This window comes from Arthrobacter sp. 10L430 (genome assembly GCF_056395245.1).
The window spans coordinates 37,848-61,826 of sequence record NZ_JBFTJD010000025.1 but is presented as its reverse complement, the minus strand read 5'-3'; the positions used below and the strand labels follow the sequence as shown (position 1 = coordinate 61,826).

Annotated in this window: 21 protein-coding genes and 1 pseudogene; 13 read left to right on the top strand and 9 right to left on the bottom strand. The window is 66.6% G+C overall.

Annotated features, from left to right (window positions below):
- The 7 genes and pseudogenes from AC1DDG_RS17925 to AC1DDG_RS17895 all read left to right on the top strand — a co-directional run.
- A pseudogene (locus AC1DDG_RS17925) lies at positions 1–180 on the top strand (amino acid permease); the annotation flags it as partial.
- A gap of 388 nt (positions 181–568) precedes the next feature.
- Entirely contained in the window at positions 569–1,945 is a 1,377-nt protein-coding gene (locus AC1DDG_RS17920) for an FAD-binding oxidoreductase (RefSeq protein ID WP_476877118.1), read from the top strand.
- 137 nt (positions 1,946–2,082) lie between these two features.
- Entirely contained in the window at positions 2,083–3,450 is a 1,368-nt protein-coding gene (locus AC1DDG_RS17915; protein WP_476877117.1) for an MBL fold metallo-hydrolase, read from the top strand.
- Between the two features lie 37 nt (positions 3,451–3,487).
- Entirely contained in the window at positions 3,488–3,976 is a 489-nt protein-coding gene (locus AC1DDG_RS17910) for a universal stress protein (RefSeq protein ID WP_476877116.1), read from the top strand.
- A 126-nt stretch (positions 3,977–4,102) separates the two neighbouring features.
- Complete coding sequence (locus AC1DDG_RS17905) at positions 4,103–5,419, top strand: ATP-binding protein (RefSeq protein WP_476877115.1); 1,317 nt, start codon at positions 4,103–4,105, stop codon at positions 5,417–5,419.
- An 8-nt stretch (positions 5,420–5,427) separates the two neighbouring features.
- Positions 5,428–6,066, top strand: a complete 639-nt coding sequence (locus tag AC1DDG_RS17900) for a transmembrane-type terpene cyclase (protein WP_476877114.1) — start codon at positions 5,428–5,430, stop codon at positions 6,064–6,066.
- A gap of 60 nt (positions 6,067–6,126) precedes the next feature.
- Entirely contained in the window at positions 6,127–7,389 is a 1,263-nt protein-coding gene (locus tag AC1DDG_RS17895) for a low temperature requirement protein A (RefSeq protein ID WP_476877113.1), read from the top strand.
- Between the two features lie 8 nt (positions 7,390–7,397).
- On the opposite strand, the gene AC1DDG_RS17890 is transcribed toward AC1DDG_RS17895, so the two are convergent.
- Together AC1DDG_RS17890 and gluQRS are read right to left on the bottom strand one after the other, a co-directional pair.
- Positions 7,398–8,087: an HD domain-containing protein gene (locus AC1DDG_RS17890; protein WP_476877112.1), complete on the bottom strand. Its 690-nt coding sequence runs from the start codon at positions 8,085–8,087 to the stop codon at positions 7,398–7,400.
- Between the two features lie 26 nt (positions 8,088–8,113).
- A complete protein-coding gene (gene gluQRS, locus AC1DDG_RS17885) occupies positions 8,114–8,995 on the bottom strand; it encodes a tRNA glutamyl-Q(34) synthetase GluQRS (protein ID WP_476877111.1) in 882 nt (293 codons plus the stop codon).
- 372 nt (positions 8,996–9,367) lie between these two features.
- On the opposite strand from gluQRS, the gene AC1DDG_RS17880 reads away from it, so the two are divergent.
- Both AC1DDG_RS17880 and AC1DDG_RS17875 read left to right on the top strand, forming a co-directional pair.
- Positions 9,368–9,826 carry an Lrp/AsnC family transcriptional regulator gene (locus AC1DDG_RS17880; RefSeq protein ID WP_476877119.1) on the top strand — a complete coding sequence of 153 codons (459 nt, stop codon included), beginning with the start codon at positions 9,368–9,370 and terminating at the stop codon, positions 9,824–9,826.
- Positions 9,827–10,011: 185 nt separating this feature from the next.
- Positions 10,012–12,726: an FG-GAP repeat domain-containing protein gene (locus tag AC1DDG_RS17875; RefSeq protein WP_476877110.1), complete on the top strand. Its 2,715-nt coding sequence runs from the start codon at positions 10,012–10,014 to the stop codon at positions 12,724–12,726.
- Between the two features lie 132 nt (positions 12,727–12,858).
- Here AC1DDG_RS17875 and AC1DDG_RS17870 read toward each other — a convergent pair whose 3' ends face one another.
- Positions 12,859–13,314: an Lrp/AsnC family transcriptional regulator gene (locus tag AC1DDG_RS17870; protein WP_230119868.1), complete on the bottom strand. Its 456-nt coding sequence runs from the start codon at positions 13,312–13,314 to the stop codon at positions 12,859–12,861.
- Positions 13,315–13,417: 103 nt separating this feature from the next.
- Here AC1DDG_RS17870 and AC1DDG_RS17865 point away from each other — a divergent pair, with 103 nt between their 5' ends.
- A complete protein-coding gene (locus AC1DDG_RS17865) occupies positions 13,418–14,065 on the top strand; it encodes a LysE family translocator (RefSeq protein ID WP_476877109.1) in 648 nt (215 codons plus the stop codon).
- Between the two features lie 25 nt (positions 14,066–14,090).
- Here AC1DDG_RS17865 and AC1DDG_RS17860 read toward each other — a convergent pair whose 3' ends face one another.
- The 6 genes from AC1DDG_RS17860 to AC1DDG_RS17835 all read right to left on the bottom strand — a co-directional run bounded on the left by AC1DDG_RS17860 (position 14,091) and on the right by AC1DDG_RS17835 (position 19,668).
- On the bottom strand, positions 14,091–14,450 hold the full coding sequence (locus tag AC1DDG_RS17860; RefSeq protein ID WP_476877108.1) for a nuclear transport factor 2 family protein: 360 nt from the start codon (positions 14,448–14,450) through the stop codon (positions 14,091–14,093).
- 86 nt (positions 14,451–14,536) lie between these two features.
- Positions 14,537–15,499 carry a tetratricopeptide repeat protein gene (locus tag AC1DDG_RS17855; protein ID WP_476877107.1) on the bottom strand — a complete coding sequence of 321 codons (963 nt, stop codon included), beginning with the start codon at positions 15,497–15,499 and terminating at the stop codon, positions 14,537–14,539.
- A gap of 26 nt (positions 15,500–15,525) precedes the next feature.
- Positions 15,526–16,029, bottom strand: coding sequence for a DUF456 domain-containing protein (locus AC1DDG_RS17850; RefSeq protein WP_476877106.1), 504 nt, complete (start codon positions 16,027–16,029; stop codon positions 15,526–15,528).
- Between the two features lie 130 nt (positions 16,030–16,159).
- On the bottom strand, positions 16,160–17,365 hold the full coding sequence (locus tag AC1DDG_RS17845; protein ID WP_476877105.1) for an NAD(P)-dependent malic enzyme: 1,206 nt from the start codon (positions 17,363–17,365) through the stop codon (positions 16,160–16,162).
- Between the two features lie 275 nt (positions 17,366–17,640).
- The gene (locus AC1DDG_RS17840; RefSeq protein WP_230119898.1) at positions 17,641–18,240 is read right to left on the bottom strand and encodes a TetR/AcrR family transcriptional regulator; all 600 of its coding nucleotides are present in this window, start codon (positions 18,238–18,240) and stop codon (positions 17,641–17,643) included.
- Positions 18,241–18,366: 126 nt separating this feature from the next.
- On the bottom strand, positions 18,367–19,668 hold the full coding sequence (locus AC1DDG_RS17835; RefSeq protein ID WP_476877104.1) for an MFS transporter: 1,302 nt from the start codon (positions 19,666–19,668) through the stop codon (positions 18,367–18,369).
- 103 nt (positions 19,669–19,771) lie between these two features.
- On the opposite strand from AC1DDG_RS17835, the gene rraA reads away from it, so the two are divergent.
- From rraA to AC1DDG_RS17820, 3 genes are all read left to right on the top strand, one after another.
- Positions 19,772–20,293, top strand: a complete 522-nt coding sequence (rraA, locus tag AC1DDG_RS17830; protein WP_476877103.1) for a ribonuclease E activity regulator RraA — start codon at positions 19,772–19,774, stop codon at positions 20,291–20,293.
- A 164-nt stretch (positions 20,294–20,457) separates the two neighbouring features.
- Positions 20,458–22,122 (top strand): MDR family MFS transporter, encoded by a 1,665-nt coding sequence (locus AC1DDG_RS17825; RefSeq protein WP_476877102.1) that lies wholly within the window; start codon positions 20,458–20,460, stop codon positions 22,120–22,122.
- A 262-nt stretch (positions 22,123–22,384) separates the two neighbouring features.
- Complete coding sequence (locus AC1DDG_RS17820) at positions 22,385–23,824, top strand: sugar porter family MFS transporter (protein ID WP_476877101.1); 1,440 nt, start codon at positions 22,385–22,387, stop codon at positions 23,822–23,824.
- Positions 23,825–23,979 lie beyond the last annotated feature (155 nt).

Sequence of the window (23,979 nt, the reverse complement as noted above, 5' to 3'; positions counted from 1 at the left end):
GTCTTCATCGACTCCCCCCTCACCCTCCTGGTCACCCTCGTCGCCTGCGCCCTCATGGTCGCCGGCTGGTACGCCTGCCGCAAACAAATCCACGAAATCGCCGAAGCCCGCGACGGCTTCACCGGCATGTCCCCCGTCATCGCCAACCGCCCGGGTCCCGGCGCCGCTGACCGTATCTAGCTCCCCCAATTAGCGAGAGGCGGGCTTCCTGAATCACGACGGCGGCACCCAGGTTCCGTTCTGACGGAACCGGGGTGCCGCCGTCGGCATTTCTGCTTATTGACCGCCGAATGGGGCGGGCGTAACTTACGACTAGCCGGGCAGTCTAATGACGTGCTGACACCGGCATCCGCCCGCCGGCAGCCCGGCGGGCAACCGTTTAGACAATCACGCCGGGGCAGCTGAGCGCCAGGACATGCGCGGCGCTCCGGTGCATCCGGTCTCCGCCGCTGCAGACATGCCCCATCCGGGTACTGCGTCGGCTGCACACTAGTCGTCCGGCACGGCCGCCGAGTGCCGTGCCCAGACCTGATCATGCAGGCATGATCAGGGCGCATTGGAGTTCACCATGGACAACAGCTCGTTCCAGGCCCTGCAGGACAAAGTGCGGGGCCAGGTCATCACTTCTGACCACGCGGATTACGACGCCGCCCGGGCCGTGTACAACGGCATGATCGACAAACGTCCGGCAGCCATACTGCGTGTTTCGCAGGTGGCAGACGTCATGGCGGCAGTGAATTTTGCCCGCGACGAGGGCCTCGACCTCGCACTCCGCGGCGGTGGCCACAGCGCCCCCGGCTTCGGCACCTGCGACGGCGGCCTGGTGGTCGACTTCACGGACTGCCGCGGCGTGCGGGTGGATCCGGCCAGCGCCACGGCCCGGGCCGAGGCCGGAACCACGTGGGCTGACTTCAATCACGCCACCAGCGTGTTCGGACTCGCCACCACCGGCGGCATCATCGGTTCGACGGGCGTCGCCGGGCTGACCCTTGGCGGCGGCATCGGCTACCTCGCCAGAAAGTACGGGCTATCCTGCGACAACCTGAAGTCCGCTGACGTGGTCACGGCGGAGGGGAAGTTCCTCGTCGCGAGCGCCACCGAGAACGAGGACCTCTTTTGGGCGCTCCGCGGAGGCACCGGCAACTTCGGCGTCGTGACTTCCCTTGAGTTCAATCTGCACCCCGTGGACATTCTCTACGGCGGGGTGATCATCTACCTCCTGGAGCACGCCGACGCCGTGGCCCGCCTCTACCGGGATTACATCGCCACTGCCCCCGAGGAAATGGGCCTCTTCCTCGGGTTCCACCAGGGCCCGCCGGTCCCGTTCCTGCCCGAGGAGTACCACGGGAAGCCAGTGGTTGTGCTGGTAGGCGGCTGGACTGGCCCTCACGACGAGGGCGAGCGGCAGTGGCAGCAGTTCCTGGATGTGGCACCCGTGGCCGGATCGTTTGTCGGGCCACTCCCCTACACGGTGCTGAACACGCTCTTCGATCCCATGCTGCCGAAAGGCCTCCAGGCCTACTGGAAGGCCGAGTTCCTGGCCCGGCTGAGTGATGACGCCATCAGGGTCGCGCAGAAATTCGGCGAAGGCATCCCAAGCCTTCAGACCGCAAACCACTACTACCCCATCAACGGCGCCGTCCACCGCGTCGGGCAGGACGAGACCGCGTTTCCATACAGGGACGTCAACTTCGCCGTGGCCATCGCCGGCATGTGGGAGGATCCCGCCGACAACGTGGCGAACACCAAGTGGGTGCGGGACTACTATGCCGAGCTCCACCCCCTCGGGTCCGGCGCGGGCTACGTGAACTTCCTCGACGCCGACGACCAGCCACATATCGAAGAAAATTACGCGGGCAACTATGCCCGGCTCGCCCAGGTCAAGGCCAAGTACGATCCTGGCAACCTGTTCCACGTCAACCAGAACATCAAGCCGACCGCCTGATTCCTGCCCCTGGCTCACGTGTCCGCCGGCATAGCGGGGTTTAAAACCTTTCTGCCGCCGATCGGCCTACGATTGAGGCATCCGGGGCACGGCAGGCGACCGGCCGGCGCCGCCCGGGAATGTCGAAGGACCGGCTCATGGACATTGTCGTCATCGAGACCCCGCAGCTCGGGGACCGCAGCTATCTGGTCCATGACGGCAGCGTGGCCTTGGTGATCGACGCCCAGCGCGACACCGACCGCATCGAGGACGCCGCTCGAAGGGCCGGCGTGCGCATCACCCACGTGGCCGAAACCCACGTGCACAACGATTACCTCACCGGCGGCCTGATCCTTGCCCGCGCCCACGGCGCAAAATACCTGGTCAATGCAGAGGATTCGGTGGCGTTCGAACGGGATCCGATCGCTGATGGCCAGACCGTGCAGATCGGCAGGCTCTCACTCCGTGCCGTGGCCACTCCCGGGCACACTCACACCCACCTGTCCTACATCGTCACGACCCCTGAGGGGGAACAGGCTGTGTTCTCGGGGGGAAGCCTGCTCTACGGTTCGGTGGGACGGACCGATCTGCTTGGCCCCGCAGACACCGCCGGGCTGACGCGCGACCAGTATGCCTCGGTCCGCCGGCTGGCTGATGAAGCGGGTCCCCGGGCCGGGCTGTTCCCGACGCACGGCTTCGGATCGTTCTGCTCGGCAGGACCCTCCACCGGCGCGGGCTCCTCGACCATCGGCGAACAGCTCGCCACCAACCACGCGCTGACCGACCCTGATCCGGAGCACTTTCTCGCTGAACTCATGGCCAACCTCTCGGCCTTCCCGTCCTACTACGCGCACATGGCACCAATCAACCTGACGGGCCCCGGGCCTGCGGACCTGAGCCTGCCGGAATCCATGGATGCCGGTGAGCTGGCCACACGGCTGTCGAACGGCGAATGGGTAGTGGATCTCCGCCGCCGCATGGCCTTCGCCAGCAGCCACCTCCGGGGTAGCGTCAGCTTCGAATACGGGTCCGGGTCGAGCTTCAGTTCGTATCTTGGCTGGGTCCTGCCCTGGGGCGAGAAGCTGACGCTCGTCGGCAGCCGGGACGACCTGCACAATGCCGTCCGCGACCTCTCGCGGATCGGCATCGACCGCCCGGACGCCGCCGTCGGCACCGAGCCGGACGCGCTTGCTCCCGGCGCCCCCGTGGCCTCCTACCCGCGGGCCGGCTGGGCCGCCGTCGTGCATGAAAAGCCCGCGGATGAACCGGTGCTGGACGTGCGGCGCACGGACGAGTTCGCCGCGTCGCACCTCGCCGGGGCGGTGAACGTGCCGCTGCATGAGCTGCTGGCACGGCTAGGCGAGCTTCCGGCCGGGAAAATCTGGGTACACTGCGCCACGGGATACCGCGCCGGCGTAGCGGCCAGCCTGCTGCAGAGGGCCGGGCGGGACGTGGTGCAGATCGACGCCCGGTTCCGCGATGCCGGGCCGGCGGGTGTAGCGCTGCACAAGCCCTCGCCGCACTGACGCGCACAGTCAAGGATCCACTTTTCAAAGGAGAACAATGATGGATACAGAAGGCAAAGTAGTCGTCGGCGTCGACGGCTCGGACTCCTCGATAGAGGCGCTGCGCCTCGCAGCCCGGCTTGCCCCCGCCCTGGACGCCCGGGTGCACGCAGTAGCGTGCTGGGATTTCCCGCAAATGTACGCCGGCTATGTGCCGCCGGACTTCGCCGCGTTCGAGGCGGCTGCCGCCAAGACCCTGCAGGAAGCTCTCGACAAGGCCTTCGGGGCGAACGCCCCTGACGGCCTGAGCCAGGACCTGATCCGCGGCCCGGCGGCGGAAAAACTGGTGGAGGCAGGCACAGGCGCGCGCATGATGGTGGTTGGACGGCGCGGCCATGGCGGGTTCATGGGCATGCACCTGGGATCAGTCAGTTCAGCCTGTGTTTCGCACGCTGACTGCCCGGTCCTGGTGGTGCATTCCGAGCGCGGCCACCGCACCCACCACCTCTGGAAGGGTTCCAAGGGAAAGGGCGAGACAAAGGCCTAGTCCTACGGCCCGCTCAGCCCCATCGCCGTAACGCAACGCCGCCGCAACCTCCTGCGCGGCCGGTTCGCATATGCTCAGCAGACAAGCTCAACCTGGCTCAGCGACGAACCACACGGGAGACACTTCATGACCAACTGGCGGATCAGGGATTTCCATTCAGCGGACCTGGACGGCATCCTGCATCTCTGGGAATCGCTCAAGGCCACCAACGTCGAACCCGTCTACGCGCTCTCCGAGGTGCTTGCGTCCTGCGAAAAAGACCACGCCGTCGTGGCAGTGCAGGGCGACCAGGTGGTGGGCGCCGCCGTCGGACGCGCCGCGCACGACCAGGGCTGGATCGTCTTCCTGGCCACGCTGCCCGAGTACCGCGGCCGCGGGATCGGCACCTCGCTGCTGGCCGCCGTCGAAAACCGCATGGCGCCGCACGGGCTGAACAAGCTGTCCGCCCTCATGCCCGAATCCGAAACGCGGGTGGAGGCGTTCCTGAGCCGGGGGTTCGTGCTCAAGAAGAACCTCCGCTACTTCGAACGGACCATTCCCGTCCAGCGCCAGGAGCTCGAGCCCCTCGGCCTGCTCGGCGGACGCGTCCTCGCCCGGGATCTGTGGGAGAACGTGGCCGGCATGCGGCGCGAGAAGGAACTGCTGGAGCGGCGCCTGGTCCTCCCCCTGGCCGAGGCCGACCTCGCCGATGAATACGGCGTGGTCCCGCCGCGCGCCGTCGTGCTTTTCGGCCCGCCGGGTACCGGCAAAACGACCTTCGCGAAGGCGATCGCCTCCCGGCTGGAGTGGCCGTTCGTGGAAGTGTTCCCGTCCCGGCTGGCGTCCGATCCCAAAGGCCTCGCCGGCGCGCTGCGCGAGACGTTCCTGGAGATCGCCGAGCTGGAGCACGCCGTGGTGTTCATCGACGAGGTGGAGGAGATCGCCTCCCAGCGTTCGGGTGAGCCGCCGTCGCCGCTGCAGGGTGTCACCAACGAGCTTCTCAAGATCATCCCGGCCTTCCGCGAACAGCCCGGCCGCCTGCTGGTCTGCGCCACCAACTTCATCCGCGCCCTGGACACCGCGTTCCTGCGCCACGGCCGGTTCGACTACGTGATCCCCATCGGTCTGCCGGACCGCCAGGCCCGCGAAGCCATGTGGCAGCGCTTCATCCCCGCCGCTGTGGTGGACGACGTGGACGTGGAACTCCTCGTGGACCGCACCGAAGGCTTCTCCCCCGCGGACATCGAGTATGCGGCCCGCAGCGCCTCCCAGCGTGCCCTGGAAAAAGCAGTGTACGACGACGGCGGGCTGGCGTCCGGGGGCACCGTTTCCGTCCGTGAGGCCGTCCGGAAGGGGCCGGCCACGGAGGACTACCTCGACGCGATTGGCGAGACGCGCACCACCGTGAGCCAGGAGGTCCACGAGCTGTTCCTTGAGGACATAGAGGCCCTGGGCCGGGTGTAGGGGGCGAAGTGATCCTGTTCCTGACGATCCTGAGCGGGCTGGCCTGGACCGTGGTCTACGTTGACGCCATCCGGATCGGGTTCAGGGACCGGAGCTATGCCATTCCGGCAGCGGCGCTGGGGCTGAACTTCGCCTGGGAAGTCATCCATGCGTCGCATTCCGTGGCCACAGGAATCACCGCGCAAGGCGTCTTCAACATCGTCTGGGGCCTGGCCGACGTCCTGATCCTGTACACCTTCTTCAGGTTCGGCAGGTCCGAACTGCCGCCCTGGGTCTCGCAGAAGCTCTTTGTCGGATGGGCCGTACTGCTCGGCATCGCGTCATTCGCCGTGCAGTGGCTCTTCGTTGTGGAATTCGGCTGGGAGGACGCCGCCCGCTACGCCGCCTTCCTCCAGAACCTGCTGATGTCCGGGCTGTTCATCGCCATGTTCGTTTCCCGGGGCGGGCCAAGGGCCCAGTCCCTGCTGATCGCCGTGGCCAAGTGGATCGGGACGCTGGCGCCCACCATCGTCTTCGGCTGGTTTGGGAACTCGCCCCTGGTCCTCGGTGTCGGGGCCCTCTGCAGCGTCTTCGACCTCGTCTACATCGGCCTGCTCTGGCGCGCCGGAGTCCGGTTCGGGCTCGCTGCCGCCCTTCAGCCCTCCTGATTGTCCGGCGCGGCCGGGCTTGTCTGGAGCGGCTGGCGTCCCTGGCGTACTCTTTGAGCCATGTCCCATAACCCCCTGCGGCATGCGGTGGCCCGGATGGGCGGCCGCGACCCCCACGAGCTGCACAGGACCGCGACGCCCCTGGAGCTGTTCTTCGACCTGACATTTGTCATTGCCTTCGGCGTGGCCGGCAGCCAGTTCGCCCACGAGATCGCGGAGGCACACTTCGGTGCCGGTCTGCTGGGCTTCTCCTTCGCCATGTTTGCCGTGATCTGGGCGTGGATCAACTTCACCTGGTTCGCCAGCGCTTACGACACCGATGACTGGGTGTTCCGGATTGTTACGATGGTCCAGCTGCTGGGTGTCCTCATCCTGGCGATGGGGATCGAACCGATGTTCCACTCACTGGTGGAGGGGCATCATGTGGACAACGCGGTGATGGTTGGCGGCTATGTGATCATGCGGCTGGCCTTGGTGTTCCAATGGCTCCGCGCCGCGCGGCAGGACCCTGCACGCCGCCAGACCTGCCTCCGCTACGCCAAATACCTCGGCGCCGTTCAGCTCGGCTGGATCGCTGTGCTCATTGTCCAGGCGGATGTCCTCGCCACCTTCCTCATGGCCACGCCCCTGTTCGTGCTGGAGATGGCCGCCCCCTATGTTGCCGAGCGCCAGGCCAGGACGCCGTGGCATGCGCACCACATTGCGGAGCGCTACGGACTGCTGGCCATCATCGCCCTGGGCGAGTGCCTGATCGGCGCGATCGAAACGCTCCGGGCCATTGTGGCCAACCACGGCTGGACCCTGGATGCGGCCCTGGTCGGATTCGGCGGCACGGCGCTGGCCTTCGGCATGTGGTGGATCTACTTCATCCTGCCCGCCGGCCGGGCGCTCCACCTCCAGCGGCACCGGTCGTTCTTTTTCGGCTACGGGCACATTTTCATCTTTGCTGCCATTGCCGCCACAGGGGCAGGGCTGCACGTCGCGGCGTTCTACATTGACCATGAGGCCCACATCAGCGCCGCCGTCGCCGTCGCCAGCATCGCCGTGCCCGTGGCGCTCTTCAAAATCTCGCTCACGGCGCTCTTTAGCGTCATGACGTGCATCGACCGCACAGTCATCGCCGTCGCAGCGGGCGTCGTGATGGTGCTCGCCGGCACCGTGGCCCTTGCCGCCGCAGGGGTTTCCGTGCCCGCGTGCCTGCTCGTGATTGTCCTGGCGCTGGGCGCCTCGATTGTGATTGATGAGCGCCGCGGCACCGAACGGCTCCAGGAGGCAATGGACACGCTGGAGCAGCAGGCCAAGGCACCGCACCCGTCCTCCTGAGCCTCGCTTCAGTCCCTGCGGGTCTCGACGGGCTCGACCGGCAGCGTCCCGGACGGCTCAGCCAGCGATGCGAGCGGTTCCACTGGCTCGATTGGCTCCACTGCCGGGACAGTCTCGTAGGACAGCGTCTCGTAGTCGGTGTCGTCCGCCTCGTCCAGCATGTCGTCAAGCTCCGGCAGCAGGAACGGGTTGATGCGTTCGAGGATCTTGCGGATCTCCGGCTCGGCAACGGCCGCGTACAGCACCGGCCGGGCATCGGCGTAGCGGGTGACGGGCGGTTTGTCCGGCCATTTTTCCGCCAGTGCCTGCACGCGTTCCGGCAGGGAGTTGTGCGCATTGTCGGCGATTTTCACCAGCGTGGCGTCGTGGTCCTCGGCGATGAAGCGGATGCCGGCCTGGTAGTCGTCCGGGTTGTCGTGCAGGCGCTTGGTCACGCGCTCAATGATGCCCACGGCCCGGTCAGAGACGCCCATGTCCAGCAGCGCTTGCCGGGTCATGGGAGTGTCCTCGGCGATGTCGTGCAGGTACCCGGCGATCCGGATGTCGTCGTCGAAATCGGCGAGCGCATCGCCCACGGCAAGCACGTGCTCCCGGTACGGACGCTTGAGCTTGTCCTTCTGGCGGTTATGCGCCACTTCGGCAAGGACCTTGGCGGTCTCTACGGTGAATCGTGCTTCGAGTGGTCCTTGTTCTGGCATAACCCCAGCGTACCCACTGAAGCCAACTACATGCCCGGCCAGATCCACGGCTGACGCGGCAGGGCGGCCGGGTCGAACTCCGACAGCGCGGAGTCCAGGGAGGCGCCCGGCAGACCCAGGGAGTCCAGGATCGTCCGGCGGACAGCATCCGCGGGAACGCCGGCCGATGCAAGGTCGGCCAGCGTGACGGCGCCGTCGCGCTTCGCCAGCCGCGCGCCGTCGGCATTCACCACCAGCGGCACATGGGCATATTCCGGCACGGGCATATTCAGGAGGAACGCTAGATATGCCTGCCGGGGCGTCGATGGCAGGAGGTCGTCGCCGCGGACCACCTGATCTATGCCCTGCTCGGCATCATCCACGACCACCGCAAGATTGTAGGCGGTCACGCCGTCGTTGCGGCGCAGCACGAAGTCGTCCACAACACCGGTAAAGACGCCGTGCAGGGTGTCCTCCACCGCCCATTCGGTCACGGCCGAACGCAGGCGGACGGCGGCGGGGCGCTCCGATCGCTTGGACTCGAGTTCCGCCGTCGGGAGGTTCCGGCAGGTTCCCGGATAGGCACCCTGGGGGGCATGCGGTGCGGAGGGTGCCTCCTGGATCTCCCGGCGCGTGCAGAAACACTCATAGGTGAGCCCGGCCGCCGCGAGCCGGCTGATGGCTTCCGTGTACAGCGGCTCGCGGTCGGTTTGACGCACGACGGCGCCGTCCCAGCTCACGCCGATGGCCTCCAGATCGCTGAGCTGCTTCGCCTCCGCCCCGGCGCGGGCCCGGTCCAGGTCCTCGACGCGGAGCAGGAACCGCCGTCCGGTGGACCGGGCGAACAGCCAGGCCAACATGGCCGTCCGAAGATTGCCCACATGCAGTTCGCCGGACGGACTGGGGGCGAAACGGCCGGCGCTACTCATGTCCTCCAGCCTATGCCGGAACACCACAAGAGCCCCTCAGCTACCGCGCACTCCCGGTGAAACGGGGCTCGGTGGCTCAGGGGCTCTTGCCGTGCCGGCTCCGGGCGTCGGAACTCAGTTCCACGAAACCTTGGCACTGCTTGCGGAAAGACGATGCGTGAACAAGTGTCAATCAGCGGCGGCCTCTTTGCGGGAAGCGTCTCCAGGGGACCGGGTGGTGTGCCGGGGGTCCTGTAGCCTGCGGGTTCCGGCGGTAGCCGTTGCCTTGTTGCCACAATTTGAGCAGAAGCCATACAGTAGGCGCAACAGCCCCTCCGCGTAGTGGTCAATCTGACCAAGTTGGGAACAATCCACAGACAGGGAGTGATCAGATTGCAGCAGCTTGACGCCACGGACCGGCGGATCCTCGCCGCTCTCGACGACGATCCCAGACTGCCCATCATGGTGCTGGCCCAGCGCCTTGGGCTGGCCCGCGGAACCGTGCAGTCGCGCCTGGAGCGGATGACGGCGTCGGGGGCCCTCCGGCCCAACAGCAGCCGGGTGCTCCCCGCGGCGCTTGGCCGGGGAGTTGCGGCGGCGGTCAGTGCCGAACTCGACCAGAGCCACCTCAATGAAGCCATTGCTGCCTTGCGGAAAATTCCGGAGGTGCTGGAGTGCCATGCGCCGGCCGGCGACACGGACCTGCTGATCCGGGTGGTGGCCACGAGCCCGGACGATCTGTACCGGGTTTCCGAAGAGATCCGGCTCTGCCCCGGGATAGTCCGGACCTCCACCAGCATGTTCCTGCGCGAGGTCATTCCTTACCGGACCACCGGGTTGCTGAGCGACTGACGGCGCGCCCGAACGCGCCACGCCGATCCTGCGCAAACCATTGGACAAAACTGCGGATAATCTGCCGGTCGTGCTGCGGCGCCGACTGTAGCCTGATTCAGCATTCGCTGTAGCGGTCACAACCGGCAGCCGTTGCACCTCCATCCCAAGGTCTCCGCCAGGGTTCGGTCTCAATAAGGAACTCCATGCGCTCATTTACCCGCTCAATCGCCTCAGTGACGGGCCTCCTGGTCCTGGCTGGGCTCGTGTCGCTTCCGGCCGGCCCCTCGCTCGCCGCAACTGACCCCGCCACCGACGGACCTGCCGCACAGGAAGTGGCCGGAACCCCGCACGGGGACCACATGTACGAGTCGGCACCGGGAGTACCGATGGCCGGCATGCCCACCGGGACTGCCCTCCAGACGGAAGCCGGAGGAACGGCGGCCGCTCCCATGACGGTCAAACTTGTGACGGCCAAGCTGGCCGACAACAAGAACGCCGTGTCCATGGCCGCGGCGGACCAGGCGATTGTGGCCACCAGTAACTACTGGAAGGCGATGTCCGGCGGCCGCATCTCCATGACCGTGACGAGCAGGCTGGCGGGGCACCAGTCCGCCGCCACTTCGTCCCAGTCCTACTACGACATCATCAACAAGATCACCGCCGAACTGAAGTGGACGTACGGCGCCAACACCGCGCTGGTGGTCTTCATCCCGACCGGCACGCTCTCCTACGGCGCACTTGGCGCCGGCTACAGCAGCAACGGCAACAGCGGCCGCGTCCTGATGCCGCAGATCAGCAACTTCACCAACAGCGTGCTCACCCACGAATTCGGCCACGTGCTCGGCTCCATGCATGCGGACGCGCTGCAGTGCGGCAGCGGCATCAACGACGTCAGCACCACCAGCACCGGCCAGTTTGCCGATTCCTCCTGCTACATCCGGGAGTACGGCGACACCACCGACCTCATGGGCGCCTCCCGGTACAGCATGCCGGTGATCAGCTCACCCTTCTGGGATGCCAGGGGACTGGGCCGCGGCGACGAGGTCCGCGACCTTGGCGTGGCATCCGGGGTCAAGAGCTACACCCTGCGGCCCTGGGGCGGGACGCTCGCGAACCGGGCTGTGAAGTTCAGCGATCCGGTAAGCCGCGAGGTGTACTACCTTGAGCTTCGGCAGCCCGTGGGCTACGACAGTTACCTGGCTTCCGATTACGCCGGGAACCGGGGCGTGAAAATCGTCCAGCGCGGCGGAGCAACTCCGTCGTCATCCCTGACGCTCATGCCTTCGACCATTCCGTTCAGCGGCTACTACAGCCCGAACCACGCCTGGCAGGCCGGCCGCACCTTCAGAACCCACGCCGGAACGCTGGTGACCGTCAACGCGGTCACGGCCGACTCGGCCACTGTGACCATCAACGCTGACCTAGCACTGAGGACGAAGATCCAGTTTTCCCCCGGCGACTTCAACGGAGACGGTCGGGCGGACGTGGTCTCACGGGAAGCCGACGGCTCACTGTTCCTCCTCGCGGGACAGGCCGGGAACAAAGTGGGAACTCCGGTTAAGATCGGCGTCGGCTGGAACATCTTCAACATGGTCTTGGGCAACGGCGACTTCAACGGCGACGGCAAGACTGACCTCATTGCACGCTCGTCCGACGGCGTGCTGTGGCTGTACCCCGGCACCGGAACGGGCGGCTTCCAGGCCCGAAAGCAGATCGCGAGTGGCTGGGGCAGCCTCAAGCGCATCGTTGCAGCCGGCGACTTCGACGGCGACAAGCCCACCGACCTGCTGGCCATGCGGACCGACGGATCGTTGTGGCTGTACCCGGGCAATGGAACCGGCGACTTCCTGCCGGCCAAGCAGGTCGGGGCAGGATGGCAGGGCTTCACGGCCCTCGCAGCGGCCGGCGGACTCCAAGGCACTGCGGGGGTGCTGGCACGCAGCGCTGACGGCACTGTATACCTCTACCCGGGCAACGGAACCGGCGGCTTCCTGCCGCGCAAGACCCTGGCCACCGGATGGGGCAGCGCTTCGGACCTGATCGGCGGCCAGGACTTCACCTCCGATGGGCGCACCGACGTCCTCACCGCGAGCAGCGCCGGCGCACTGGCGGCGTACCCCGGAAACGGAGCCGGCGCCCTCGCACCCAAGCTGGCCATCGGAACAGCCTGGAACCGGTACACCCAGGTCTGGGAGGCAGGTGACTTCGACGGCGACGGCAAGCCCGACGTCCTGACCCGCACCTCGGACGGCGCCTTGATGCTGCAGCCCGGCAACGGCTCCGGCGGCTTCCGGCCTGCCCGGCAGGTGGGCGTCGGCTGGCAGAGTTTCACCCAGGTGGTGTCCGCAGGAAACTTCAACGGCGCCGGCGGTCCGGACCTGGTGACGGCGAGATCGGACGGCTCGCTGTGGCTCTACCCGAGCGACGGAAAGGGATATTTTCAGGCCGCGAAGAAGATCGGAACCGGTTGGAACGTGTTCACCCGGATTCTGGCACCCGGCGACTTCTCCGGTGACGGCCGGAGCGACATCATCGGCCAGTCGGCCGACGGAAAGCTCTGGCTCTACCCCGGCAACGGCACGGGCGGATTCCTGACCAAGAAGCAGATCGGCGTGGGGTGGGGCGGCTTCAACCAGGTGATTGCAGCGAATGACTTCAACGGTGACGGAAAGTCCGACCTGATGGCCCGCACCGCGGACGGCACCCTCTGGCTCTACCCCGGCAGCGGCGCCTCAAGTTTCCTGACCCGGAAGCAGATCGGCACGGGCTGGAACGCGTACCAGTCGCTGGCCAGCGTGGGACGTTTCGCCGGAACGGGCAAGCCGAACGTCATCACCACTTCGGCCGACGGCACGCTCTGGCTTCACACAGGCACTGGAACCGGGGGATTCCAGAATGTCGTCCTGAACCCCCGCTGACAGATCCTCCTGAGACAGGACTGACAGTAGAGCTGAGGGTTCAACGATGACAACCGGGCCGGCCGCGGAGGATTCCTTCCGCGGCCGGCCGCTTTTAACCCGGAAAGGCGGCCCGTCGTCAGGCCCGGCCATCTATACGGGCGGCCCGGCGTTGGACTTCAGGTTCTTCATCACCAGCGTCGAGGTCAGCCGTTCCACTCCGGGAAGGACAGTCAGCTCGCTATCGTAGAAGCGCTGGTACGACGGAAGGTCCGCGGCGATCACCTTGAGCAGGTAGTCCGGAGACCCAAACAGCCGCTGTGCCTCTACGATGTTCGGGTTCTCAGCAACGCGGTTCTCGAAGATCTCCATCGTTGACTGGTCCACGGTGCGGAGCGTCACGAACACAATCGCCTCAAAACCGAGGCCGACGGCGGCCGGGTCAATGTCCGCCTTGTAGCCGCGGATCACCCCTGATGCCTCCAGATCGCGGAGCCGTCGGTGGCATGGCGCCACCGTCAGTCCCACCTTCGCCGCGAGGGCCGTGGCCGTCATGCGCCCGTCCTCTTTCAGATGGCGCAAGATATTTCTGTCGATATGGTCAATCACGCAAGAATCTTACGCCGGGAGCCAGGTTTTGCGCGAAATCAGGGAGCACTTATGGCGGGGATTTGCCTAGGCTTTTCCTGTAACCGCCACTCAGGAGCGCCCCATGAATCTTCAGCTATTTCTGGCCTTTGTGGCCGTCGCCACCGCCCTCGCCTGCACTCCGGGCGTGGACTGGGCCTACTCCATCACGGCGGGGCTGGGGCGCCGGAGCTTTGTGCCCGCCGTAGCCGGCCTGTGCAGCGGTTATGTACTCCACACAGTGCTCATGGTCGCCGGGCTGGCGGCTGTTCTGGCGGGTATGCCGGGAGTGCTCGGCTGGCTCACCATAGCGGGAGCGGCTTACTTGCTGTGGCTCGGAACTGCGACCATCAGGTCCTGGCGCGGTGCAAGCTTCACCGCAGGGGCCGCCGACGGCAATCCCGGGCAGAACCAGCTCCGGACCTTCCTCCAGGGGATGGGGACCAGCGGCATCAATCCCAAGGGACTGCTGTTCTACCTGGCCCTCGTGCCGCAGTTTGTCAGCGCTGAGGCGCCTCTTCCCGTGCCTGTTCAGTCGGGCCTCCTCGGCCTGACGTTCGTGCTGTTGGCCGCGATCGTCTACACCTGCGTTGCACTCCTGTCCCGGAAGCTGCTTCAGTCCCGGCCTGGTGCCGCCCGCACCGTGACCCTCGCCAGCGGCATCATCATGGTGGGCCTTGGCGCAGCACTCCTCTCCGAACAGCTGCTTCCCCTCCTTGCCAGGCTCGCCTAGTTTCCGGCCGGGCCACCACGGGACCTCAGGTCTTGCGCTCCATGAACCACTCGGTAAACGCCGTCGCCCGACCGTCCGGGCCAAGCCGTATCACCCAGAGGTTCTCATAGCTGGTCCTGTCATCGAGATAGGTGGTGCGTCCCTGCACGAAGGCGAGGTCGCCGTCGGCTCCGAGCACGGACCACTCGAACCTCCAGTCCTCGGGCTTGTCCGCAGAGGCCAGCCACCGCTCCACGATCTGCTCACTGCCCCGCCATGCGTCCGGGTCATAGGGTCTGGTCGCGTAAACGGCGTCCTGAGTGAACAGCGCCCGGATGTCGTCGGGAGCATTGCTGGTCCAAGCCGTGATGTACTTTTCCATCCACAGCGTGATTGCGTCGGTCATTTGTCCGTTGTACCGCCGCCGGCCCACGCCCACAAGAGCCAGCCCGCAACCGGCAACGCCGAGGGCCAGCCCGGCGGGCCATCGCATCAGTCCCCGCCGAACTGCTTCCATTCCTGTTCCCACAGCCTGCGCTCCTCGACGTCCTTGCGGATGACCTCGAAGGTTTCGAGCTCGGCACGCCGGCGCCGCCAGTCGCGCGGGTTCAGGGACTTGCGGCCGTTGTCCAGCACCAGCAATGCGCGGTCGGTCAGGGCGTCGTTGCGCAGCGCCATGCTGGTCTTGCGCCGCCGCAGGACCTCCTTCAGTGCCTGCTGCGCATGCTCGTGGGCGCCAAGCCGGCGCAGCGAGCGCGCGCGGACCAGCAGCAGGGCGGCGGACAGGTCGTCGGCGTTGAGCAGCCCCTCGGTCCAGACCACCACCTCGTGGTCCCGCCCGAGCGTGTGGGCCAGCGCGCACCTCGCCAGGGCGGTAGGCAGCGACGGCGGCAGCATGCCCAGCGCTTCCAGCGCGGCTTCCGTCTGCCCCGTCTCCCGCAGAGAATGGGACAACGCGAGGAACACCGATTCCTCGCTGAACAGCACGGGGACCTCGATGCGCTCGGCGACTTCCACCCGGGTGACCACGCGCGTCAGGTAGCTGGCCGCGAACTGGTTCGCGTCGTCGTCGTTCTTGGTGGTGAGGCCGCGCTGCAGCAGCTCCACAGCACGGAGGTAGCCGCCCTGCTTGTGGGCGAGCAGGCCAGCCATCACGTAGCAAAGTCCCGACCAGCCAGGGTACTCACGGCCAACCGCAATCAGCCGGTTGGGGTCGGTGCTGGCGAAGATGGCGTCGTAGACGGACTTGGCCGCCTTGCCGGCGAGGCGCTTGAGCCTGGGCACCGTGCCGTCCACACTGATCAGGGCCCCGCCCCGGCCGCCCAACACCCCGTGGATCAGGCCGCCGACGCCCTCGGCTAATTCCCGCGCGGGCGTCCGGACCTGGCCGGCGCCGAAGGGGGTGAGGTCACGGGTGTCGCGGTAGATCGGTCCTGGAATCTGCCCGGCGGTCATTCCTCCATGCTAGTGGCCACGCGAATCTAGCCCGAAGCCACGCCCACCCATACGCCGATCACCCAGGTGCTCGCGGCCAGGCAGGCCAGGCCAAACTCCACGAGGATGCCCAGGCCTGTGGCTTTGAGGGCGGCCCAGCTGGTGGTCAGGGCGGTGCGGAAGTTGCGGGTGCGCTGCGTCTCGCTGAGCAGCAGTCCGGCGGCGAACCCCACGAACAGGCCCACGACGGGGATGATGAACATGCCCGCGATACCCAGCACGATCCCGGCTGCGACGCTCCGGTTGGGGATTCTGTGTTCCTTGAGCTTGCGTGCCGCCAGCACCGCACTGGCCGCCATGCCCGCCAGCACGAACACCATGCCGATGCTGAAAACCAACCAGCCGGTGGCGCCCTCGCCGCCCCAGATGGCCCAGGCGAGAAGGCCCAGCCCGATCAGGAGGCTGCCCGGCAGCACGGGGATGACGGTGCCGGCCACGCCCACCAGGATGGCCAAGCCGCACAGGACGGTCACTACGGTCTGGGCATTCATTCCCCCAGTCTAGGGTTCCGGCTCTTCAGGGCGCTCCCGGGCGAAGGACGACGGCGATGCCTCCCCAGCACGGGAGGCACCGCCGTCGGGCTTTCAGTCAGCCGTTGTCAGCTGCCGCCCTGGCGGCCGGTCAGACGGCGTCTTCCGCTGCCGCGGCAGCCACTGCAGCGGTGACGGCCGGTGCCACCCGCGGGTCCAGCGGGCTGGGCACGATGTAGTCGGCGGACAGTCCTTCCTCGGCCAGCTCGGCGATGGCGCGGGCTGCAGCAAGCTTCATGGCGGGGGTGATGCGGCGGGCGCCCGCGTCGAGGGCGCCGCGGAAGATGCCGGGGAAGGCCAGCACGTTGTTGATCTGGTTGGGGAAGTCGCTGCGGCCGGTGGCCACAACGGCGGCGTACTTGGCGGCAACCTCGGGCAGCACTTCGGGGTCCGGGTTGGACAGCGCGAAGACGATGGAGCTGTGGTTCATCAGCTTGAGGTGCTCCTCGTCCAACTTGGAGGAGGAGACCCCGATGAAGACGTCGGCGCCGAGCAGGGCCTCACCGGGACCGCCCGCAATGCCGCGGGGGTTGCTGCGCTGCGCCATCTGGGACTTCTTGCTGGCGGGATCCGCGGCAATGTCGGCGCGCTCGGCGTTGATGATGCCGCGCGAGTCCAGCAGAACCACGTCCTTGACGCCGGCCGTGAGCAGGATTTCAGCGACGGCGATGCCAGCGGCTCCGGCGCCGGAAACCACGACGCGCAAGCCTTGGAGCTCGCGGCCGGTGACCTTCGCGGCGCCGGTCAGGGCTGCGAGGACCACGACGGCGGTGCCGTGCTGGTCATCGTGCATAACCGGGCAGTCCAGGGCCTCGATGAGCTTTTCTTCGAGTTCGAAACAGCGGGGGGCCGAGACGTCTTCGAGGTTGACGGCACCGAAGCTGGGGCGCAGGCGGACAAGCGTTTCCACGATCTCGTCCACGTCCGTGGTGTTGAGGACCAGCGGAATGGAGTCCAGCTCGCCGAACGCCTTGAACAGGGCGGACTTGCCCTCCATGACGGGAAGGGATGCGCTGGCGCCGATGTTGCCGAGGCCAAGCACGGCGGTTCCGTCGCTGACCACCACCACCAGGCGCTGGGCCCAGGTGTGGGTCTTGGCGAGATCCGGGTTGGCGTGGATGGCGCGGCTGACCTGGGCGACACCCGGTGTGTAGGCGATGGAAAGATCGCGCTTGTTGGTGAGGGGGACGGTGCTGGCGATGGAGAGCTTGCCGCCCTCGTGGGCCGCGAAGATTTCCTGCTCCGTCAGCGCTTCGGCCGCGGTGTTGTCAATGGTGGCGATCGTTTCAGTGGACACGTCGTTGTCTCCTGGGCTAGCCGTGGGCGCACGGCACAGTATGGCTCAAGCATTGGAGCTCAAGATGGTCAGGTGCGTGCTTCGCTGACGGCCCATAGGGTGGGGGTCCGTCCGGAAGCCCGCGGGTGCGGGTTGCTAGCCACTCCGGTCCTGCAATGGTAAACATTGCGCGGCCGCCTGTTTGCCCGCTGAGGGGCCACTTAACGTGGTTTGCGGGGTTCTTGTGGCCTAATTCACCGAAACGGCAGCAAAAAGGGGGTACTGGTCTAGACCAGTTACGCCGTGTGGCGCATGGATCGTGGCCGCGGAACCAGCAGCGAGCACGCTTTCTTGAGGTCTTCTTCCGCCTCGAACAGCGACAACCGGCGACAGCGCACCGACTGGACTAGACCAGTGACGGTCAGCAGCAGCACTCGCGAGACGGCGGCGTCGCCACTCGCACCGGTGACAGCCCGTTCCGACAGGGCATCGATCTCACGCAGCAGCGCCGTGGTGTCCCGGTCGTTGACGTACACGCCCTTGGTCAGGCACTGCTCCACGGCAGGCTGCATCACGCGCATATGAAAAATTTCCATCACCACACCGGACAGGGCATGGATGCGCACCGTTCCGGCACCCGGCCAGCTGCCCACCTTGAGTTCGCTCAGCTGGTGCCGGTACAGCGCCAGCATGAGGTGCGTGGCGGACGGGAAGTAGCGGTACAGCGTGCCAAGGGGAACGTTTGCCTTCGCAGCCACTTCGGACAGGGTCACCGATTTGAGGCCCTTGCGGGCGAAGCCGGCCGCGACGTCCAGGATCCGGGCATAGCGGGCCTGCTGCCGGGGCAGGGACGGAGGGGCGGCCATGGGCGGAAGATCTGGATTTAATTCAAGCATCATCAGTCCGGAGGGTTGAGATTCCTGCGGCAGCCAGGAGAGTCCCCATCCCAGTCCTGCCCGCAATTCGGACTCAACTATACGGCACTGGGGTTTGGGGCTCGCCTGCAGGCCACGGGCGTCAGGTCAGTCGACGCCCTTGATCTTGACCACGAAGACGGCGCCCAGCAGGCCGATCACGGCGGCGGCGACGTAGAGCGACACGTAGCCGCCCCAGAGCGTGACGAACGGCCAGGCGAGGGCCGGGGCGATGACCTGCGGCAGGGAGTTGGCGATGTTGATGACGCCCAGGTCCCTGCCCCGGTCCCCCGCACTGGGCAGGACCTGGGTGATGAGCGCGAAGTCCACCGCGAGGTAGGCGCCGAACCCGATCCCCAGGACGCTGGCGCCGACGATGCCGCCGGTCCACGTCGGAGCAAAGGCGAGGATCAGGGATGCCAGCGCAATGATGACCGAGGACGCGATAACCAGCGGCTTGCGCTTGCCCGTGCGGTCGCTGAGCCGCCCGCCGATCACGCTCGTGATGATGACGAACACCGCGTAGAGGCCGGTCAACACCAGCACGCCGAAGGCAGGCTCGAGCCCCGCTGTCTCCTTCAGGTGTACGGCGTCCGACAGGAAGAACAGCAGGTACAGCGTGACCATATGGTTGCCGATGTTGACCAGCAGCCGGGTGATCCATGCCCACGCGAAGTCGGGGTGGCGCAGCGGGCGGATGAAGCCGAGCAGGAAGTCTGCCCAGTTCAGCTGCGGCCTGGTTCCGGCGGGGAGCGGCGCGTCCTCATTCCTGAAGAGGTACATCACCACGCCGGCCACCAGGGCAGCTGCGCAGACCACGTAGCCGAGTGCGAAGTTTCCGCTGACGACGGCGCCAATCACCGCGCCAATGAGGATACCCACCGTCTGGCCCATTGCGGCCAGCCCTCCCACCGTGGCGCGCTGCGGCACGGGGACGCGGTCGGGAATGGCGGCGGTGATGGCGGCGTAGGCACCATTGCAGCCGGCCTGCACCAGGCACCAAAGAAGGGTCATGATGGCAACGTTGGGCGCTCCGGCCAGGCCGATCAGCGCGCTTGCCCCGAGGACAGCACCCACCAGCACCCACGGCACGCGGCGGCCGAACCGGGAGGTTGTCTTGTCACTGAAGGCACCGAAGAGCGGATTCGCCACCAGTGACACCGCCGCCCCTGCACCGGTCACGAGGGCCAGGATGGCTTCCTTCTGGCCGGCGTCGAAATGCTCGGCCTGCTGCGCGAGGAGAACCTGGATCGGTCCGAAGAACGCGGCGTTGATGCCCAGGTTGACCAGCACCACGCCGGTCGTCCACAGCGGCCTGACCCGGGCAGTCGGCTCGGCGAGCGCCGTGGCCGCCCTTTGCCCCGCCAATCCAGGCTCGGGAACTGCACCGGGAATGTCGGACAGACTCATGGCAGGCTCCCCTTGTAACGGTTTTGATCGTGTGAAATCAGACTATCGTGGGCATCACAGACCGCTGCTATGGCCGCGAACGCCGCTATCGAGGAGAACCACAATGACCGCTTCCCCCGCCAGCAATCCCACGGTTAGCCAGGGCCCGGCCGAACCCGCCGCCGTCAACACGGCCGACCTCTACGACGAACGCGGCGAGGAGCTGGCCTCCATCGCCCTGCAATTCCAGTCGCTCGGCGGCCGCACCCATTTCAGCGGTCCCGTCCGGACTGTCCGGTGCTTCGAGGACAACGCACTGGTCAAATCCACCCTGGCCTCACCGGGCAACGGCGCTGTGCTGGTGGTGGACGGCAGCGGTTCGCTGCGGACGGCGCTGATGGGGGACATGATCGCGGCGAGCGCCGTGGCAAACGGCTGGGCCGGCGTCGTCATCAACGGCGCCATCCGGGACCGTGAGGCGATTGCGGAACTGCCTCTCGGCGTCAAGGCGCTGGGCAGCAACCCGCGCAAGAGCGCGAAGGCCGGCGCCGGCGAGACGGACGTGGACCTGCTGATCGACGGCGTGACCATCCGCACGGGTACCACTATCTGGTGCGACCCGGACGGCATCCTGATCGAGCGGTGATGCGTGAGTTCCCGGCGCTTACGAGGCGTCTGAGTGCCGGGATCTAACCTCTCGGTGAAGGGTGCGGCAAGAAAATTCAGCCAGCGGGAACAACACGGGAAGTAATATAGTTACTGAAAGCAACTATCAATCGCGATCCCCCGTTCTCTGACCCTGGAGCAGCCATGTCCAAAACCACCGCAGGACCCGCGCCCGGAGAGGCCCTGACCAAGCGCCAGACCATCACCGTCATGGTGGGGCTCATGCTCGGAATGTTCCTGTCTTCGCTGGACCAGACCATCGTGTCCACGTCCATCTACACCATCGCCAACGACCTCGACGGCCTCTCACTGCAGGCCTGGGCCACCACGGCGTACCTCATCACCTCCACGGTGAGCACGCCGCTGTACGGCAAGCTCAGCGACATCTTCGGCCGCCGCCCGCTGTACCTGGCCGCGATCGTAATCTTCCTGGCCGGCTCGCTGTATGCAGGCTCGGTGCATTCCATGACCGAACTGGCCGTCGCCCGCGGCATCCAGGGCATGGGCGCCGGCGGCCTGCTGGCACTCGCGCTGACCATCATCGGCGACATCGTTGCGCTCAAGGACCGGGCCAAGTTCCAGGGCTACTTCATGTCCGTCTTCGGCATCTCCTCGGTGCTCGGCCCCGTGGTGGGCGGCGCGTTCGCCGGCTCTGCAAACATCCTCGGCTTCGACGGCTGGCGCTGGGTCTTCTTTATCAACCTCCCCATCGGCCTGGCCGCCCTGGCGGTCGTTTTCCTGTACCTGCACCTGCCGGCGAAGCACATGAAGCAGAAGATCGACTACTGGGGCGCCGCCGCCATCACCCTGGCCATCGTTCCCCTGCTGCTCGTGGCCGAACAGGGCCGCAGCTGGGGCTGGACCTCGACAAGCTCCTTCGTCTGCTACGGCCTGGGCGTCGTCGGCATTGTTGCGTTCCTGCTGGCCGAGAAGCGCGCCGGCGACTACGCCCTCATCCCGCTCCGCCTGTTCAAGAACATCACGTTCGGACTGTCCTCGCTGCTGAACTTCATCATCGGCATCGGCATGTTCGGCGCCATCGCCATGCTCCCCATGTACCTGCAGCTGGTGAAGGGCCTCACCCCCACTGAGGCGGGCCTCATGATGATCACGTTCACGGTGGGCATCCTGTTCGGCTCCATCACTGCCGGCCGCACCATCTCGTCGTCGGGCACCTACCGGATCTTCCCCATCCTGGGCACCGCCATCCTGACGGCGGCCGCCGTCGTCATGGGTTTCTCGCTCGGCGTGGACACCGGGCTCTGGGTTCCCGGCCTGATCGCGGTGTTCTTCGGCCTGGGCCTGGGTTTCTGCATGCAGCCGCTCACCCTGGCCATGCAGGTCTCCGTCCCGCCTAAGGACATGGGCGTGGGCACCTCGTCGGCTGCGTTCTTCCGTTCCATGGGCGGCGCCGTGGGAACCGCCGTCTTCATTTCCATGCTGTTCAGCCTCGCGGCGGACAAGATCGCCACCGGCATGAAGGACGCGGTGCAGAACGCCGACTACCTCAAGGTCCTCCAGGATCCCGCCGTGGCCGCCGATCCCGCAAACGCCAAGCTTTACGAGTTCTTCAAGAACGGCGCCAGCAATGATTCCCTCAACGACACCAGCTGGCTGCACACGGCCAACCCCGTGCTCACCCGGCCCATCACCGAGGGCTTCGCCCAGTCGATCGACGCCGTAATGCTCACCGCCGCTGCGCTTACCGGGATCGCCTTCCTGATCAGTTTCGCACTGCCGAACAAGAAGCTGACGGACCCGAAGGCGGTCGCTCAGGGAGCAGGATCCGAGTCCGTGCCGGCGCACTAGCCATCTTCGGCGGGCACGCCCCGTAAACACGTCGCGGGAGGCAGTCTTTTAGGCTGCCTCCCGTTGTGTTTTCCCGTCAGCACCCCCGGTGAGAACGACGACGGCGGGCCGCCCCGCCGCCGTCGTCTTCTGTCCCCAAGTGGAACGGCAAGCGGTGACGTGGCACACTGTTAGGCGCGTGTGCGCCGGCCGTCTGGGCCGGTACCGCAGCCGACGACGTCCGCACCGCATTCACCCATCCCCAAACCCCCGAGGGAGAACCATGCCCACCGCCAAGGAGCAACCAACCGCCAGGATCCCGCAGCGGGTCATTTGGCTGGCGCTTGCCGGCGCCGTGGGCGGCTTCCTGTTCGGTTTCGACTCGTCCGTGGTCAACGGTGCAGTCGACGCCATGAAGGAAGAATTCGGCCTGAGCGAGGGTGTCACCGGCTTCGCCGTGGCCGTGGCCCTGCTGGGCTGCGCGGCCGGTGCGTACATGGCCGGCAAGGTGGCCGACCGCTACGGCCGGATCCCCGCCATGAAACTGGGCTCGCTCCTGTTCCTGATCAGCGCCATCGGCACCGGCTTCTGCTTCGGCGTCTGGGACCTGATCTTCTGGCGGCTCGTGGGCGGCCTGGGCATCGGCCTGGCCTCGGTGATCGCGCCGGCCTACATCTCGGAGATTTCACCGCGGCATGTGCGCGGGCGCCTCGCGTCGCTCCAGCAACTGGCCATCACCACCGGCATCTTCGCCGCACTGCTGTCCGATGCACTGTTCGCCACCTCCGCCGGCGGCGCCGACCAGCCGCTCTGGCTGGGCATCGAGGCGTGGCGCTGGATGTTCCTTGCCGCCGCCGTCCCCGCAGTTGTCTACGGCGCCGTTTCCTACACGCTGCCGGAATCCCCGCGCTTCCTGGTCTTCCAGGGCAAGGAGGATCAGGCGCGCAAGGTCTTCGAATCCATCGCCCCGGATGAGGACACCGAGCGCCACCTCCGTGAAATCCGCGAAGCGATCGAGGAAGACCAGCTCGCAGGCAAGAAGGGTTCACTGCGCGGCAAGGTGTTCGGGCTGCAGGCCGTGGTCTGGATCGGCATCACGCTCTCCGTGCTGCAGCAGTTCGTGGGCATCAACGTGATCTTCTACTACTCCACCACGCTGTGGAAGGCCGTGGGCTTCCAGGAGAAGGACTCGCTGACCATCTCAGTGGCCACCTCCATCACCAACATCCTGGTGACCCTGGTGGCCATCGCCCTCGTGGACCGGATCGGCCGCCGGCCCATCCTGCTCGCCGGCTCCATCGGCATGGCGGTATCGCTGGGCGCTATGGCCCTGGCCTTCGCCTCGGCCAAGGGCACCGGTTCTGACATTTCGCTCCCCGGCGTCTGGGGCCCCGTTGCCCTCGTCGCGGCCAACGTCTTCGTGGTCAGCTTCGGCGCCTCCTGGGGCCCGCTCGTCTGGGTGCTGCTGGGCGAGATCTTCCCGTCCCGGATCCGCGCCCGCGCCCTGGGGCTGGCCGCCGCCGCCCAGTGGATCGCCAACTTCGCCATCACCCTGAGCTTCCCCATGATGGCCGCAGGCTCGCTGCCGCTGACGTACGCCATGTACGCACTGTTTGCCGCAGCATCGTTCTTCTTCGTCATGTACAAGGTGCCGGAGACGAACGGCATGTCGCTGGAACAGGCTGAGACCCTGTTTGTTCCCAAGGGGTCCGTTAAGGTCTAGGCAATCCGGCTCCGCGCTCCGCGCCAGGTGCGCGAAGCGACCCGCCCGACGCTCTCTCACTTGCTGCGCGGAAAACACGAACGCTCTCTCACCCGCGGAACCGGGGTGGGAGAGCGTTCTTGAAAAACCGACAGGAAGTGAGAGAGCGTCGGTCC

What these genes read in the sequence shown, in the direction of transcription:
- AC1DDG_RS17910 (WP_476877116.1), top strand. Translation starts at nt 3,488, where the DNA reads ATGATGGATACAGAAGGCAAAGTAGTCGTCGGCGTCGACGGCTCGGAC.
- rraA (WP_476877103.1), top strand. Translation starts at nt 19,772, where the DNA reads ATGACCGCTTCCCCCGCCAGCAATCCCACGGTTAGCCAGGGCCCGGCC.
- AC1DDG_RS17865 (WP_476877109.1), top strand. Translation starts at nt 13,418, where the DNA reads ATGAATCTTCAGCTATTTCTGGCCTTTGTGGCCGTCGCCACCGCCCTC.
- AC1DDG_RS17855 (WP_476877107.1), bottom strand. Translation starts at nt 15,499, where the DNA reads ATGACCGCCGGGCAGATTCCAGGACCGATCTACCGCGACACCCGTGAC.
- AC1DDG_RS17840 (WP_230119898.1), bottom strand. Translation starts at nt 18,240, where the DNA reads ATGCTTGAATTAAATCCAGATCTTCCGCCCATGGCCGCCCCTCCGTCC.
- AC1DDG_RS17860 (WP_476877108.1), bottom strand. Translation starts at nt 14,450, where the DNA reads ATGACCGACGCAATCACGCTGTGGATGGAAAAGTACATCACGGCTTGG.
- AC1DDG_RS17890 (WP_476877112.1), bottom strand. Translation starts at nt 8,087, where the DNA reads ATGCCAGAACAAGGACCACTCGAAGCACGATTCACCGTAGAGACCGCC.
- AC1DDG_RS17895 (WP_476877113.1), top strand. Translation starts at nt 6,127, where the DNA reads ATGTCCCATAACCCCCTGCGGCATGCGGTGGCCCGGATGGGCGGCCGC.
- gluQRS (WP_476877111.1), bottom strand. Translation starts at nt 8,995, where the DNA reads ATGAGTAGCGCCGGCCGTTTCGCCCCCAGTCCGTCCGGCGAACTGCAT.
- AC1DDG_RS17905 (WP_476877115.1), top strand. Translation starts at nt 4,103, where the DNA reads ATGACCAACTGGCGGATCAGGGATTTCCATTCAGCGGACCTGGACGGC.
- AC1DDG_RS17850 (WP_476877106.1), bottom strand. Translation starts at nt 16,029, where the DNA reads ATGAATGCCCAGACCGTAGTGACCGTCCTGTGCGGCTTGGCCATCCTG.
- AC1DDG_RS17915 (WP_476877117.1), top strand. Translation starts at nt 2,083, where the DNA reads ATGGACATTGTCGTCATCGAGACCCCGCAGCTCGGGGACCGCAGCTAT.
- AC1DDG_RS17820 (WP_476877101.1), top strand. Translation starts at nt 22,385, where the DNA reads ATGCCCACCGCCAAGGAGCAACCAACCGCCAGGATCCCGCAGCGGGTC.
- AC1DDG_RS17825 (WP_476877102.1), top strand. Translation starts at nt 20,458, where the DNA reads ATGTCCAAAACCACCGCAGGACCCGCGCCCGGAGAGGCCCTGACCAAG.
- AC1DDG_RS17835 (WP_476877104.1), bottom strand. Translation starts at nt 19,668, where the DNA reads ATGAGTCTGTCCGACATTCCCGGTGCAGTTCCCGAGCCTGGATTGGCG.
- AC1DDG_RS17875 (WP_476877110.1), top strand. Translation starts at nt 10,012, where the DNA reads ATGCGCTCATTTACCCGCTCAATCGCCTCAGTGACGGGCCTCCTGGTC.
- AC1DDG_RS17920 (WP_476877118.1), top strand. Translation starts at nt 569, where the DNA reads ATGGACAACAGCTCGTTCCAGGCCCTGCAGGACAAAGTGCGGGGCCAG.